The following is a 14,088-nucleotide window of genomic DNA, read 5'->3' on the forward strand; positions in this document are numbered from 1 at the left end:
TCTACACCTCATTCGCTCCGCGTTCTGCGGATCTTGGTCAGGCTAGAGGCAGGTCGTTTAAATTCCGTCACCAACATCCGAAATTGCATCAGGGTCCTCGGTTATCTGCAATGCCGGTGCCGTAAGCAGGTCTTTCAGCGCCTCGCGGAGCGCGCGGCTTTCCTTTAATGCCGAATCTGCCCGCCCCAGGGGGCCTTCGGCCGGACTTAGATCGCCTATGTCTGCACCGACGCGGGCAGCAATTGCTCCGAATGCGGGGCTGCCGGGACGGATCGGGCCTGGCCAGTCTTCGGACAGCCAAGCAGCTTCCGCCGCCCGCTCCGGCGCGTCAAGATCGGTGAAGATCTGAGCGGCCTCGGCGTAAGAACCTGCCATCTCTTTCGCCTGCGCCAAGAGCCTTGATGCTTCCGGATCATCAAGGCCAACCAAGGCTGCCTGCGCCCTATAAGGCTGCCGCAGTGCAATCGCCGCGCGCGCGGAGGTCAGCTGCCGTGCGCGATGTAGGGGGCGGTCGGGTACGGTGTCCAGCAGGCCCTGAACCTCCGTCACAAAACCCAGATCCATCAACCGTTCAGCAACCGCCAGTTTCAGGCTTGTGCCGAGAGAGGCAACGACTTCGGTATCCTGACGGAAGAAATGATCCAGAAAGACCATATCGTTCGCATTCTTAGTAAGTTGTTCGACAACAGTTCGATGTAGATTCCGGGATTGCTGCGTCGATATTGCAGGTGCCAAAATGCCGAGAGCGTCGAAAGCTTCGTCAAACTGAGCAGCCTGGCTCAATGCTATTATCTGCGTTTGCAATAACCGGTTTCCCATATCGGTACCGCGCAGCTCTTGTGCGTAAGCTTCGACCAATGTTGTGGTCTCATAGGAGATCGGTTTGTCGCGGGCTACCTTCGTCTCGACCAGAGCAATCAAGGCGGCGGGAGATTCTTCAGTATTCCCATCGATAACTTTTTCGAGTTTGTCATCTGCCGGTGTGCCGGTCTTTATGGCCAATGCCGCTTGGACCATTATACCGTCAGGCGTCATTTGATCGGGCAGCCGTTCTACACTGCGCAAGGCCGCTGCAGCCGCCTGCGGTTCTTCGTACTGCAGCAACCGTTCACTGAGCTCCGGGGCGACGATTTGACGGAGATGACGGGGAAGTTTGTTGAGGGCGCGCAGGGTTGCTTTTACATCAATTATCGCCTTGCCCGGAATATCTTCAAAGCTCAGACTGGCCCAAAGAGCAACGTCAGAACCGCAGTCTGTATACGGTTCAAGGGGGTTTGCGCCGCTGATCGCACCCCGTTCCAATATAGTCGCTATGGCACCCAGATGAGCATGCTTTTCGATTAACGAAGGCTCGAGAAGCAGAACATCGAGAGCTTCTGCACCGAAGCCAAAGTACATATAGAGCTTTGCCAGATTGACCACTGCTGCTGGATCAATGCGATCCCGTACGTCTACCAACGCGTTTCGGGCGGGGCCGATCTGAACGGCAAAGCCACTTTCATCGCCCCACTCTCCCACCGATGCAAAGCCGTCCGCAGGACAGGCGACGCCGGTACTGGTTGCGAAGGTGCCGTTGGTGTGCGGTCCGAAGGGTTTGTCGATACTGCTGGTGATCCGCATGTTGTTTTTTGGCACTGCAAGAGCATCGGGAAGCGGTGCGCGTTCAACCGGGTTTGCCTGCGCGGTGTCTCTAGGAAGAGACTTTATCGTATACGGTGCTTCGTAGCTGCTGTTGAGCAGCCCCATGCTTGCGGCTGCCGCGAACTCTGCGGCCAGGGTTTCCTGCATCTGCTGCACCACTGCATCCTCGTCCGAACTTGTGTCCCCCGCCTCCTGGCCCGCACTGAGTTGGCCGGTTCTGTAGCCATCGCCAGTTTGCGGGGGCCTCCTTCCGAGCCACGGCAGTACCGACCCGCCAGGTTGCCACGGCGCCGAGCGCGCGAGGGGGGGGGGCGCGGGTGCACCGCGTCGGATCGACGGCCCTTTGAGGGGAAAACCAGGATCCACTACGTCGATGACCAAAAGAGCACCGCTACGAAATGCCGTGGCACCGCAATTGCAGGCCAGAACAAAGGTAAGCATATCGCGGCCCGCATCGATCTGATTTACACGATCTTTTGGAACGCGCGTGAATACGTCCGAGACGTCGTATCCGCCCGTATGATCTGTAATTGCAATAACTACCCCGTCATCGGTGCGCGTGGCGGTCCACGTCTCTTGCGCGCCCAGAGGTAAAGTGAAGCGCGCAAAATTGGGGTGATTTCCGGAACGGACCGATCGTTCCTGCGCCGCTGCGCCGGTCGAAAGGGCGAGAAAAGCGGCAAGAAGTAGTCCAAGACGGCTCATGCTGCGCTCTGCTTCAGAGCTTTGAGCGCTTCTTCCAGATCGCCATAGCTCGGGCGGCAATGCGAAGGCGTATTCTGGCGGCCCACTTCAATACAGATGTTGGTGGCATGATTGTGCAAATTCGCGACCAGTACCTCGCGGATCAGTTGATAAAAATGCGATTCATCCTTTGTTACGTCTGCGACCTTAGCGGCGAACGGGCCTACCAGACCGTAGGCAAGAAAGACGCCCAAAAAGGTACCAACCAACGCGCCCCCGATGAGCTTGCCGAGAACTTCGGGCGGTTGATCAATCGAAGCCATTGTTTTGATGACGCCAAGTACCGCAGCAACGATTCCCAGGGCGGGAAGCCCGTCGGCCATCGTTTGCAAAGCGCGGCTGGAATGCAAGGCATGCTCCATATTTGCATCCATGCGCTTTTCAAGCACCTCTTCGACCTGATGCGGATCATCATAGTTCATAGACGCGGATCGCAATGTGTCACAGATCAGCGCAACCGCTTCCTTGTCTTCCAGAATTTTCGGGTACTTGGAAAATATGCTCGAGTCTTCGGGGGCTTCGATATGCTCTTCGATGGCGACGGGATTCTGCCGCGCAAGGCGGATCAGTTCGAACAACAGGCACAAAAGATCCCGGTAGTCTTCATGCTTCCATTTAGGCCCCTTGAAGACCTTACCAATGTCCTTGATCGTGTGTTTGATCGCGGACATATCATTGCTGATCAGGAACGCTCCTGTCGCAGCACCTCCGATCATCATCATCTCGAAGGGAAGGGATTTCAGAATGATTCCCATCTTCCCGCCAGCTGCCAGATAGCCGCCAAAAACCATGGCGAAGATAGTGATGATGCCGATAATGCCGATCATGTCAGTCCCCGGTTGTATAATTGCGCTACTGTCGCAGGCGTTAGTTAAAGAAGCCTCAGCACGGCATCAGGTTTTAGGAACGTTTGCATTGCGACCCGCCAAGATAACGCTGATCGAGTAAGCTGTCTGAGGCGACATGCCGGCCAGCACTTCGGCTGCTGTGTCCGGGCGCATTCGGCCCAGGAATCCGGCAGCGAAACCCGGCTCCATTTCTTCGAATAGCGCCGCCGCACCCTTTGGTTTCATATTCTCGTAGACCGAGACCAGTCTCATGATGTCCTTTTCAGAGGCCTCATCCGCAAGAGAAAGTGTCGCACGCAGGGCGCTTTCGGTCTGTGATAGCGACGCGAGCCGCTTTTCGATTTCGGCGTCTGCGACAGACAGGGCACGCATTCGCATTTCCAGCTGCTTCTCGCGCTCAAGAACCTGGGCTTCGCGCTCAGTGAGGGCGGTGATCAGATTTCCCATCTCCGTTCGGTTTACGCCTGCGAACGAAGATTTTCGATTCTCCGGCTGGCCAAGGGGATCGTCATGATCTGGAGTTTTCTCTGCGGTTGTAGGTGCATGCGCACCTTGTGCAGTTGCTGGCATCTGTTTGTTCGGCAGCTGGTTTCCTTCGGCCAAGGCGCTGCCTGCTCCGGTGACGACACGCAGACCTGCCGAGCTGAGCAAAAGCATGGTAATAACCAGAACTGAGCCGCGTCCGGCGGATTGGATCGAACGCGATTGCTTTCGGCGGCTCATACGGATTCTCCTGAGGCTGTATCGAAAGAGTGGTTCCGCCGCGCGAACATGGGCGCGGTCGGTCCGGATTTGGGCGCGGCCTTTGGCGGAGAGGGTGCCTTGGCTTCCACATCGCGCTCTTGGGCCAAGGTTCCTTGTTGTGGAATGTCGTGAAGGGACGCCATTTGAAGCTCCAGGCGGCGCGATATATCTTCCGCGCGTCGCGTCAGATCTGTCAGCGTTTCAGCCGAAACAGTCGCCGTCTGGCGAGCAGCATTCAAGGTACGCGTCAGATCGTCGACCTGCGCTGACAACACGGCGACCGCGCCACCGACACCCTTTTCCAGATCGTTGAACCGGTTCAGGCGGCGGCCCAGTACGAAACAGTATATGCCCGCTCCGATCGCGCCGGCCACCAATAGTATGTCTGCGATAAGATCCATGATATCGCTCCTTTAAGTAAGTACAAATTCCATGATTAGAAGGTCATTCACCCGACCCGGACCAGTCACGACCTGAATGCGTCTCAGCATCTGGGATCGTAAGCGAGTGAGCGCCGCCTGATCCTCGAGATCAGAAACTTCAAGTGCGCGAAGGTAACTGTTGAGCACATCAACAACACGCGGCAGCAATACGGTGACATCCTCGGCATGGTTACTTGGCACTTCGAGCTGCGCGCGGAACCGCAACAGCCGTGCCGTGGGCCGCGAATCGACTGAGATCACCATTGGTTCGACCGGGACAAAGGCGATATCACCCAACGGTGCAACCTCATCCTCCGGCCTGGTGCCGGCATGATGCTCTGCCTCCCCGGAGCCTAGAATCATACCTGACCACGCTGCGTAAAACCCGGCACCTGCACCCGCAATCGCAAGCGCAAGTCCAAGGATCATTGGAAATTTCGACGCTTTCGCGGCGCCTTCATCCGGTACGGTATCCTCTTGCGCCATAACTGCTCCATTCAATGCGTTGGAACCGGTATAGACTTGATTGCACTAACCGATTGTTAAGCCCGATGAGTCATTTTCGCTCCAAAGCCGGACAGAACGTGCGGCAGGACGGAGGCCATTGTGCAGCAGTATCTGAAAGTCTGGAGGCAGCTTGGAATCAAGCGGCAGATCATCGTAATCGCAGCAACGGGTGCGATGTTTTTCGCGATACTCGCAATGGCACGTATGACCACCGCACCAAGCATGACACTGCTCTATGCGGGTCTTGAAAGCAGCGCGGCTGGCGATGTGGTGCGTTCTCTCGAACAGCGCGGCGTAGCTTTCGACGTCCGCGGCGGCTCAATTTTCGTCGACAGCAAGGAACGCGATCAGCTGCGCCTGACACTCGCCAGCGAAGGGCTTCCGTCGAATGGCAACCGCGGGTACGAATTGCTCGATCAATTGACTGGTTTCGGCACGACCAGTCAAATGTTCGATGCCGCTTACTGGCGTGCGAAAGAGGGCGAGCTTGCGCGCACGATCGTGGCCAATCCCCAGATCTCGATGGCGCGCGTGCATATCGCCAGCACCGGATCCAATCCGTTTCAACGCGGAATCACGCCGAAGGCATCGGTATCCGTCACTCCTTATGGTGATACTATCTCGCCCGCACAGGCCAAGGCGGTGCGCTACCTGGTGGCGTCTGCTGTGGCTGGATTGGCCCCCGAAGACGTTGCTGTCATCGATGCGAACGGCGCATTGATCGGCGCGACCGAAGATACCGCGCCGACGGTCGGAGGCGATGACAAGGCACAGGTCTTGCGCGATCGCGTGCAGCGTCTTCTAGAGGCACGGGTCGGCTTCGGAAACGCTGTCGTCGAGGTCAGCGTTGACACCGTTACGGAAAGTGAGGCGATCCGGGAGCGTAGATTTGACCCCGATGGACGGGTCGCCATCAGCAGCGATACCGAGGAAAGCACAAGAACGGCGGAAGGCATCGGCGGCGGTGATGTGACCGTGGCAAGCAATCTTCCCGATCAGGAAGGAGGCGATGATACAAACAGGTCGTCTTCCCAAAACAGCGAAACACGCGAGCGGATCAACTATGAAGTGTCGGAGACAGAGCGCGAAGTCATTCGCGCGCCCGGCGCCATCAAGCGCCTGTCTGTCGCGGTGCTCGTCAATGAAACTGCCGTGATCACCGACGCGGGCGAAGCGATCACGCAGCCCCGCGCCGCCGAAGAGCTTGAAGCACTGCGCGAGCTCGTCTCGTCCGCTGTCGGTTTCGACGCGGAGCGTGGCGACATCATCACGATCAAGTCCATGGCTCTGCAAAGCGTCGCGCCGTCGGGCACGGTGGCAGGTACATCCCTGCTGGACGGCTTTGACGTCGATCTCCTTTCGGCCATCCAGATGCTGGTATTGGCTGTCGTGACCTTGATCCTTGGGCTTTTTGTCATTCGCCCAGTTTTCACGCGACAGCCGCAGACCACCCCGGCGCTCTCTGCGCCACAGGAAGCCGATGGACCGACGCCGAAAGTACCGGGAACGGAGCGGAGCAATCTGCCATCCGTGATTGAGGCCGAAGATATGGGACCGCCGGATGCTTCGGGGACCTTCGACGCGGAAGGCGATCTGTCCCAGCCGCTTGGCCTTCCGGGTCAGACGGCAGATCCGGTGGAGCGATTGCGCAGCCTGATCGGAGAGAGGCAGGATGAAACCGTCGAGATCCTTCGTGGCTGGCTTGAAGAGAAGGAGGAGCGCGTGTGAGCTCGATAGCACATAGATACGCTGATTTCAGCAGCCTCGGGCCAGATGGGTCCGGGGAGGGAGTGGTTGCAACGGATCACTCCGAAGAGCAGAAATTGCAGGCTTTCGAAGAAGGTTACCAGGCCGGATGGACAGATGCGGAAAAAAACCACACCGAAGAGCGGAAGAGCTTGGGCGCCGAGATTGTACACACACTGCATGATCTCGCCTTCACCTATCAGGAGGCGCTCTCCCGGTTGAACAAGGGGCTCAAGCCCATGTTCGAGCAAATGATGACGACCCTGCTGCCGCAAACAGCGGCGCCAATGCTGCGTGCCCACGTGGTCGAGCAGTTGATGCAGATCGCAGGGACTCAAACAGCGGGAATAATCGGGTTGCGCGTCTCGGAAGAAGACTTTGCTCTGTTCGAGGATCTTTTGGACGAGGTCGAGCCGCACCTGGCCGTATCCCTCCGCGCTGATGAAACGCTGACAGCCAATCAGGTTTTTCTCCAACTCGAAACGCTTGAGCGTGAGATCAATCTCGATGCTGTTCAAACAGAGATCATCGCAGCGATGAATGCGTTCAACTTCCAAAATCATGCGGAGAAAGCCCATGACTGATCAGACAAAACTGGCGTCCGACACCTCAAATCCGTTCACCTCCGTGCCGATAGAGGTGACGGTATGCGTCGGTAAGGCACGTCCTCTTGTGCGCGATCTTGTGATGCTAGGCGAAAATGCCGTTCTGACACTGGATCGACGTGTCGATGATCCTGTCGAACTCTACGTCGGTGACAAATTGATCGCTCGCGGCACCCTCGAGGAAGCGGAAGGCGACACAAGCGGTCAACTTCTGGTGCGCCTGACCGAAGTCGTCGACATGCAAAAGGGTATCTGATGCACCGCCAGTTCTTGGCGTGCCTGTGTGGTGCGGCACTGTTGACGGTTCCAACGCTGGCCGGCGCGCAGGATCTATCTTTTTCCTTGGTCGATGACGGGTCTATTTCTGCACGAACGATTCAGTTGTTCGTATTGGTTACTGTTCTAAGCCTCGCGCCGGGTCTCGCAATCATGGTGACCTGCTTTCCTTTCCTCGTTACGGTGTTATCGATTCTTCGACAAGCGATCGGCTTGCAGCAATCCCCGCCAAATATGTTGATCATCAGCCTTGCGTTGTTTCTTACGTATTTCATCATGGAGCCGGTTTTCACAGCTGCCTGGACAGATGGTATAGGTCCGCTGACGCGCGAAGAAATTGCCGTGGAGGAAGCTTTCACCCGTACGTTGGAACCTTTTCGCGGCTTCATGGCGGCGCGTCTGGATCCGGATACATATGCTGCGATGGCGGAACTACGGCCCGCCACTGCTGGGTCAACCGCGAACGCGGACGCACCGCTGTCGGTGCTGGTGCCGAGTTTCCTGTTGTCGGAAATTTCCCGAGCGTTTCAGATTGGGTTTCTGATTTACTTGCCGTTTCTCATTATCGACCTGGTCGTGGCGGCAATCCTGATGTCGATGGGGATGATGATGGTTCCGCCGGCAGTCGTTTCCCTTCCGTTCAAACTGGCGTTTTTCGTTGTGGCGGATGGTTGGGCCCTGATCGCCGGAAGTCTGGTGAGAAGCTATTTTTAGGACATATCGTTTCTAAGATGAGATAATTCCGCAGAAAACAGCGCGCTGCGGTTAAGGCTCGGCACATCTTCTATCACGTATCATCTCTCTAGGATGTCAGGGGTGGCATCGGGTGGGAGAACGACGATGCGACCACGGATCAAACTGGTACGCCGGATTTTACGAGTTTTCACGGGTAGTGAATTTGCAGGTATTTTCCGAAGTGCTGCACGTTACTGCGATTTTTTCGTTGTGCCGTGGCTTGTCGACCTACGGATGCTCGCCATATATGCAGTCGCCCGAGGGTCGAGCCTCGTGATTCCGTTTGCGCTGATGCTGTTGGGCAGACAGGCTCAGCGACAGTTGGTACTGCTTGTCGATGCGGTACCTCACTCCCACTTCCAGGCGGTCGCTGCGCGGACAAACTTGGGTTGTATGATGATTTGCGCGGCAATGGCGCTCATGGTTTTCGCCGTCGTGCCACAATTAGTAAACCTTCTCCTGGCATCTGATAAGCTCTTTCGCGACATTCTGCTTTGGCTGATGATCGGTCAAGCGGCGCCAGTTTTCTTCGGTGCGACCACATTGCTCATGCGCGTCGTGGATCGAGGTACGTTCGACGACTTGTTGCATGGTGTCGTGGCAGTTTTCTATATCGCCTGCGTAGGTGCGGTCGGTGAAAGCGACGCGGTTTCCCTTGCTCAAACCCTGGCGGCGGCGCAGCTGGCGCAGGCGGCAATATGCGCTGCGCTTCTAACACAGTGCGGGATATGGCCCGGATTGACTGCGTTACTTAACAAGGAGATCAAACTATTCTAACGGCCCCCGCCAAAGACCGATTCGCGTCCCGCGACAGGGGCGGTACATCAGCGCACGACAAACTCCGCATGCAGTGCGCCGGCTGCCTTGATGCTCTTGAGAATATCAATCATGTCACGGGGCGACACGCCCAAAGCGTTGAGACCGGCGATGACTTCAGACAGCGAGGTGCCGGATGGAACTTCCGCCAGACCAATGCCCGGCTCCTCCTCGACCGCTGCGCGGGTACGCGGCACGACGACAGTTTGACCTTCGGCAAACGGATTAGGTTGAACGACAAGCGGTTCCTCCTGAATACGCAAAGTGAGATTGCCCTGCGAGACAGCGACCCGGGAAATGCGCACATCCTCGCCCATCACGATCGTACCGGAGCGTTGATCCACGACAACACGCGCCTTTCGCTCTGGTTCTACCTCGATGTTCTCGATGCGCCCCAATGCGTGCGCGACCGATCTCATACGGGTAGCCGCCACATCAAGAAGGACAGTCCCGCTGTCGAGCATAACGGCAACGCCACGCCCGAAATCACTGTTGATCGCCTGCTCGATCCGTCCGGCAGTGGTGAAGTCCGCTTCCCTCAGGGCCAGACGCAGATCAGTGAGGGATGCAAGCTGGAATTCGATTTCCCGTTCCACCCGCGCGCCGGAGGGAATGGTGCCGGATGTCGGCACACCCTGCGTGACCTGTCCGCCGTCACCCTCCGCCGTGGCACCGCCTGCGATAATCGTTCCCTGGGCGACGGCATAGATCTCACCATCGGCAGCGTTCAACGGGGTCATAACCAATGTTCCGCCCAACAGGCTTTTGGCATCTCCGATGGCGGAAACGGTCACATCTATCTGGCCTCCTGCGCGTGCGAACGCAGGTAGCGTCGCGGTAACCAGAACCGCCGCAACGTTTTTCGGTCGAAACTGCTCACCCGTCACATTGACACCCAGACGTTCGAGGATGTTGGTCATGATGTCTTCGGTAAAAGGCGCATTGCGCAGCCCGTCTCCCGAACCGTCAAGCCCGACGACGAGACCGTATCCCACCAGATCATTTCCGCGAACCCCGTCGAAATCCACAAGGTCCTTGATGCGCACAGGCGTAGCGGAGGCCGTTTGAGCCACAAGCATGAGGCTGAAAAGCCAAAGCGATAGGCGGGTTGCGAACCGAGCCAGAGCGCTCATAGGAAGTTTACCAGCGACAGCTGGGACATGCGGGATGTGATGGCGTAGATGCTTTGCAGTTGAAATTGGACTGCCTCCAGTTCTGTTGCAGCTTGATAGGGATCTGCGGCCATAAGGCTGTTGCGAGCGAGTTCGAGCGCGCTATGTTCTGCGCTGTTGCGCGCCGAGACAGTTTCGACTAGGCGCTCCGCTATTCCGGTTCGGGCCTGCAGATCAATTACGCTGGCCTGCGCGCCGAGGATGGGTGCTGTGGATTTCTGATAGAGATCTTTTCGTTCGGCCCCGCTGAGGCCAAGAGCAGGATCATCGGCGATGGCAACCAACGCAACCGTACGCAACATATCACGCAATGCTGGATCGTCGGCGCGGACATCGAACTGCGCCTTCTCGAAATCCGATATTGCAACCGCTGCCAGCGATGTGTTCGAACCTTGATACGCTACGGCGGCAAACCCCGCAGGATCATCAAACCAAGCCTCGGCAGCCGCAATAATGTCATCCACGGACCCAGCACCGGCCACAGCACCCGACAGCGCCGACATCAGCGCGTCCGCTTGCACCAAAGGAGGCCTGTCTGTGGCGGTTCCACCAAAAAGACTGCGCCCACCAACGGATGTGTTCAACGCTGCAATCATCGAGTCCAGCCCGCCTCTAGCTTCACCCGCGACCAGGTCCGGCATAGTGCCGGACACTGCGGTCATCGAAGTGAGCAAGGTGTCGCTGAGCGCGGTGCCCACTGTGCCTACATGCTCCAGAGCGATTTGCATGTTGCCTGCGAACTGTTGAACTTCGACCGCTACTTTCGCGTAGCTTTGATTTCGCTCCAGACTCCGTTCCAGATCGTTGACATACGCCATGCTGCCGTTCAGCGATGTACGCACATCTGCAACCTGACCGGACCCAAGTTCTTGCGTAAGCCGCTGAATCTCGGTCTTGAGTTTGGAGTTGCGGGTTTGCATGGAATAGGATTGCGACAAGTCGCTTATGGAGCCAATTTGCACGTTCAGATCCTCATCAGTGTTTCAAGCATGTCGTCGGCGGCCTGTATAACGCGGGCGTTCGCGGCATAGGCCTGTTCAAGCACAAGAAGGTTTTGCAGCTCCTGGTCCGTGTCGACGCCCTGGGAAAGCTGCAACTCCGTCAGCTCTGTGAAACGGGCCGAAGCGAAGCTGAGTTCGGCCTCCGCGTTGCTGCGCGATGCTGCAAGAGCACCTCCGAATGTCGATAACAGATCGTTGGCGGCGTAGCGGCCAGGTCCGAACGGGCCCGTCGAAATGTCGCGCGGCGCCTGCAGTGCGGACCTTAGATCATTGATCAGACCTGCATCTCCAGCGGCACCGGGTAGCGCAGCGCCCAATCCATCGCGCAGGCGCCAGACGGCACCGCCGGCATTCGGATCAACGCCCGTGTTCAATTGGATTCTACTTGCGATCCCAACCTCGTTCGTAGGATCGAATGCAGTCCCTTGATCTGTGAAAAGGCCCGGATCACCGGCGGCGCGTGTGGCATCGACACTCGCATCCTGAAACCGCTCGACCATGTCGCGGGCGAGCGCGTCGAGTTTGCTCTGCACTTCGACGCCATAATCGTCGCGCACCGCGAAAGATGCGCCAAGGCTCCCGCCCGCGAGCGCGTCCAGCCGTATTTCCTGACCGTTCATGGCCAACCCCGACAACGTACCCGCCTCACGAGTTTGATACGCTGTCACTGTATTCTGCTGCGAAAATCCGATTTCTGCCGCAGTTCCGTCGAGCAGGATCGCACCACCCTCGGAATATATGGCGATGTTCCCGCCATCGCGCGGTAAGACCCTGATCGGAACGATCGACCCGATTGTATCAAGTACCGCTTGCCGCTGATCCAGAAGCGCACCCGCGTCACCAGTGCGTACAAGGCTCACGGCGATCTGGGCATTCAGTTTTTCAACCTGACCAAGTGCGGTGTTCAGCGTTTCGACATCGCGGCCAATTTGAATATCGGCCTCGCTCCGCATGTGCTGCACACTTGCCGAGGCCTGTTGTATGCCTTCGGCCAAACGACGGGCATCAGAGGTGGCTTCTGCTAGCCGTTCGGTCGAATCCGGATGGCTGGCGGCGCTGATGAGGCTGGATTCAAACGCTGCAAGCCGGCTGTTCAGCCCCGTTTCACTTCCCGGTATGCCGACGATATCCTCCACTTGCCTGAAAAAATCGACTGCGGCCTGCGACTCGCGCTGCTCGGCGTCGGCGATGCGCCTGTCCGCAACGATCCCCTCGTTCATATGGCGCGACACCGCGTCGATACGCACGCCGCCCGAGCCACTGGTCAGCGACGAAAGCTCCAGCTCGCGTCGTCCGTAGGTGGGCGTCAGCGCATTGGCGATATTGTTCGAGACAAGCTCTGATCCGCGTGCGGCGGCGCGCAGGCCGGTGATCGCCGCGTTCATGGCTCCGGAAATGGACATGATGTTCCCCTTGAATCATCCCGGAAGGAGCGGTGCGCCCCGTCCGGCAAATGCTAAATCAACGTTTGATGTTGGTGGTTTCCTGCAACATCTCGTCAACGGTCTGAATTACTTTGGCGTTCGAGGAATAGGCCCGCTGCGTCTGGATCATGTCTGTCAACTCGCTGGCGACATCGGTGCTTGATTCTTCGCGCGCGAACGCGACGATATCGCCGGTGGGTCCGTCACCGGCGTCCCACATGAAGTATGATCCACTGTCGACCGAGGGCTGATAGGTTTGCCCGTCCAGGGCAACCATGCCATTCGGATTCGGCAGATCGACCAGCGGCACCTGATAGATCGTCCGGGTCACGCCGGTGTCGAATGTCGCGTGAACATAGCCGTTGCCGTCAACCTCGACACTGGTCATGTTGCCGACGGGAGAGCCGTCCTTGTTAATGGAGACTGGGGCAAAGGTGTCCGACAGTTGTGTCAGCGCGTCACTTTGACCGACGACACCGATGTCAATTTCGATTGGGCCACCTGCCACATCCACGATCAGGTTTCCGGTCGCCGGGTCATAGGCCCCGCCCGAAACCGTCGTGACCGATGCCAGCGTGCCGCCAGCGGTGCGGCTGTCGTCAAATGTCAGAACGTACTCCCCGATGGTCACCGTTGGATCGACCGAATCCGTCATCGTCACCGTCCATTCGTTTGACGCACCGGTAGCCGGGACTGTTGGCGTGAAGGTGACGTTGATGCTCTCCGAGGTGCCCAGATTGCCAAAATACTCGACGGCAAGCTCCTGTGCCTCACCGGCGGAACCGGCGACGGTTTCGGTCGCCGGAAGGTTCACGCCCAGCGTCATGCGGGTTGTCGGTTCGCCGGTAAGCTGGTTGACGTTGATCTGGATCGGCTCCAACCCCTCGTCCGTATCGCGCGAGAACGTCGGGATCGTCCCGTCCGGTTGTGCGGGCCAACCGAGCAGCACAAGACCCGATTCGGTTGTCAGATACCCGTCGGCATCAGTACGGAAAGATCCGGTCGTCGTCAGCAGCATGTTGGTTTCGCCGTTGCCGACCTGCAGATCGGTGGTTTTGGCGACGGGCAGCATGCCACGCCCGCGCACGGCAAGGTCGGTCGCGTTCGAGGTCGCGACAAGCGATCCTGCCAGATCGATCTGCCGGTGCGAGTTGGCGCGCACGCCGCCTGCGGAATAATTCCCACCTGTCGATGAAATGACCATTGATTCGAAATCGGTCTGTACGCGCTTGTACCCGAAGGTAGAGGAGTTCGCGATATTGTCGGAAATGGTCGCCAACCGTGTTGCGTTGGCCGTAAGCCCTGCAACGCCCGCATTTAACGAGGATGAGATTGTCATAGACACGCCTTTCTGCTCTGCCGTTTGGATCTTGGGACAGGCAATACCGCGACATCGTTTAATGTCGG

14 protein-coding genes are annotated in these 14,088 nt (G+C 57.9%); 5 read left to right on the forward strand and 9 right to left on the reverse strand.

Annotated features, from left to right (window positions below; all coding sequences use genetic code 11):
* Window positions 1-57 precede the first annotated feature (57 nt).
* From Q1A06_RS10590 to Q1A06_RS10610, 5 genes are all read right to left on the reverse strand, one after another.
* Window positions 58-2,346, reverse strand: a complete 2,289-nt coding sequence (locus Q1A06_RS10590; RefSeq protein WP_299562781.1) for a hypothetical protein — start codon at window positions 2,344-2,346, stop codon at window positions 58-60.
* On the reverse strand, window positions 2,343-3,212 hold the full coding sequence (gene motA, locus Q1A06_RS10595; protein WP_299562784.1) for a flagellar motor stator protein MotA: 870 nt from the start codon (window positions 3,210-3,212) through the stop codon (window positions 2,343-2,345). The genes Q1A06_RS10590 and motA overlap by 4 nt, the downstream gene beginning before the upstream one ends.
* A gap of 66 nt (window positions 3,213-3,278) precedes the next feature.
* Window positions 3,279-3,956, reverse strand: a complete 678-nt coding sequence (locus tag Q1A06_RS10600; RefSeq protein ID WP_299562787.1) for a hypothetical protein — start codon at window positions 3,954-3,956, stop codon at window positions 3,279-3,281.
* Window positions 3,953-4,378, reverse strand: coding sequence for a hypothetical protein (locus tag Q1A06_RS10605; protein ID WP_299562790.1), 426 nt, complete (start codon window positions 4,376-4,378; stop codon window positions 3,953-3,955). Before Q1A06_RS10605 ends, Q1A06_RS10600 begins: the two co-directional genes overlap by 4 nt.
* 12 nt (window positions 4,379-4,390) lie before the next feature.
* On the reverse strand, window positions 4,391-4,885 hold the full coding sequence (locus tag Q1A06_RS10610; protein WP_299562793.1) for a flagellar basal body-associated FliL family protein: 495 nt from the start codon (window positions 4,883-4,885) through the stop codon (window positions 4,391-4,393).
* A 120-nt stretch (window positions 4,886-5,005) separates the two neighbouring features.
* Here Q1A06_RS10610 and fliF point away from each other — a divergent pair, with 120 nt between their 5' ends.
* The 5 genes from fliF to Q1A06_RS10635 all read left to right on the forward strand — a co-directional run bounded on the left by fliF (window position 5,006) and on the right by Q1A06_RS10635 (window position 9,045).
* Window positions 5,006-6,634: a flagellar basal-body MS-ring/collar protein FliF gene (gene fliF / locus Q1A06_RS10615; protein ID WP_299562796.1), complete on the forward strand. Its 1,629-nt coding sequence runs from the start codon at window positions 5,006-5,008 to the stop codon at window positions 6,632-6,634.
* Entirely contained in the window at window positions 6,631-7,236 is a 606-nt protein-coding gene (locus Q1A06_RS10620; RefSeq protein ID WP_299562799.1) for a hypothetical protein, read from the forward strand. Before fliF ends, Q1A06_RS10620 begins: the two co-directional genes overlap by 4 nt.
* Complete coding sequence (locus Q1A06_RS10625; protein WP_299562802.1) at window positions 7,229-7,513, forward strand: FliM/FliN family flagellar motor C-terminal domain-containing protein; 285 nt, start codon at window positions 7,229-7,231, stop codon at window positions 7,511-7,513. The genes Q1A06_RS10620 and Q1A06_RS10625 overlap by 8 nt, the downstream gene beginning before the upstream one ends.
* Window positions 7,513-8,247 (forward strand): flagellar type III secretion system pore protein FliP, encoded by a 735-nt coding sequence (gene fliP / locus Q1A06_RS10630; RefSeq protein WP_299562805.1) that lies wholly within the window; start codon window positions 7,513-7,515, stop codon window positions 8,245-8,247. The genes Q1A06_RS10625 and fliP overlap by 1 nt, the downstream gene beginning before the upstream one ends.
* Before the next feature lie 126 nt (window positions 8,248-8,373).
* A complete protein-coding gene (locus Q1A06_RS10635; protein WP_299562808.1) occupies window positions 8,374-9,045 on the forward strand; it encodes a hypothetical protein in 672 nt (223 codons plus the stop codon).
* A 47-nt stretch (window positions 9,046-9,092) separates the two neighbouring features.
* Here Q1A06_RS10635 and Q1A06_RS10640 read toward each other — a convergent pair whose 3' ends face one another.
* The 4 genes from Q1A06_RS10640 to Q1A06_RS10655 are packed head-to-tail and all read right to left on the reverse strand — an operon-like array spanning window position 9,093 to window position 14,020.
* Window positions 9,093-10,163, reverse strand: coding sequence for a flagellar basal body P-ring protein FlgI (locus Q1A06_RS10640; protein WP_299563304.1), 1,071 nt, complete (start codon window positions 10,161-10,163; stop codon window positions 9,093-9,095).
* Between the two features lie 50 nt (window positions 10,164-10,213).
* Window positions 10,214-11,176 carry a flagellin gene (locus Q1A06_RS10645; RefSeq protein WP_366523517.1) on the reverse strand — a complete coding sequence of 321 codons (963 nt, stop codon included), beginning with the start codon at window positions 11,174-11,176 and terminating at the stop codon, window positions 10,214-10,216.
* A 44-nt stretch (window positions 11,177-11,220) separates the two neighbouring features.
* Window positions 11,221-12,660, reverse strand: coding sequence for a flagellar hook-associated protein FlgK (gene flgK / locus Q1A06_RS10650; RefSeq protein ID WP_299562814.1), 1,440 nt, complete (start codon window positions 12,658-12,660; stop codon window positions 11,221-11,223).
* A gap of 58 nt (window positions 12,661-12,718) precedes the next feature.
* Window positions 12,719-14,020, reverse strand: a complete 1,302-nt coding sequence (locus Q1A06_RS10655) for a flagellar hook-basal body complex protein (RefSeq protein WP_299562817.1) — start codon at window positions 14,018-14,020, stop codon at window positions 12,719-12,721.
* Window positions 14,021-14,088 lie beyond the last annotated feature (68 nt).

Source organism: uncultured Sulfitobacter sp., assembly GCF_947497275.1.
Classification (GTDB): domain Bacteria; phylum Pseudomonadota; class Alphaproteobacteria; order Rhodobacterales; family Rhodobacteraceae; genus Sulfitobacter.

Excerpts from the sequence above, each read along its gene's own strand:
- Q1A06_RS10590 (WP_299562781.1), bottom strand. The coding sequence starts at position 2,346 with ATGAGCCGTCTTGGACTACTTCTTGCCGCTTTTCTCGCCCTTTCGACC.
- motA (WP_299562784.1), bottom strand. The coding sequence starts at position 3,212 with ATGATCGGCATTATCGGCATCATCACTATCTTCGCCATGGTTTTTGGC.
- Q1A06_RS10600 (WP_299562787.1), bottom strand. The coding sequence starts at position 3,956 with ATGAGCCGCCGAAAGCAATCGCGTTCGATCCAATCCGCCGGACGCGGC.
- Q1A06_RS10605 (WP_299562790.1), bottom strand. The coding sequence starts at position 4,378 with ATGGATCTTATCGCAGACATACTATTGGTGGCCGGCGCGATCGGAGCG.
- Q1A06_RS10610 (WP_299562793.1), bottom strand. The coding sequence starts at position 4,885 with ATGGCGCAAGAGGATACCGTACCGGATGAAGGCGCCGCGAAAGCGTCG.
- Q1A06_RS10625 (WP_299562802.1), top strand. The coding sequence starts at position 7,229 with ATGACTGATCAGACAAAACTGGCGTCCGACACCTCAAATCCGTTCACC.
- fliP (WP_299562805.1), top strand. The coding sequence starts at position 7,513 with ATGCACCGCCAGTTCTTGGCGTGCCTGTGTGGTGCGGCACTGTTGACG.
- Q1A06_RS10635 (WP_299562808.1), top strand. The coding sequence starts at position 8,374 with ATGCGACCACGGATCAAACTGGTACGCCGGATTTTACGAGTTTTCACG.
- Q1A06_RS10640 (WP_299563304.1), bottom strand. The coding sequence starts at position 10,163 with ATGCTTGTGGCTCAAACGGCCTCCGCTACGCCTGTGCGCATCAAGGAC.
- Q1A06_RS10645 (WP_366523517.1), bottom strand. The coding sequence starts at position 11,176 with ATGCAAACCCGCAACTCCAAACTCAAGACCGAGATTCAGCGGCTTACG.
- flgK (WP_299562814.1), bottom strand. The coding sequence starts at position 12,660 with ATGTCCATTTCCGGAGCCATGAACGCGGCGATCACCGGCCTGCGCGCC.
- Q1A06_RS10655 (WP_299562817.1), bottom strand. The coding sequence starts at position 14,020 with ATGACAATCTCATCCTCGTTAAATGCGGGCGTTGCAGGGCTTACGGCC.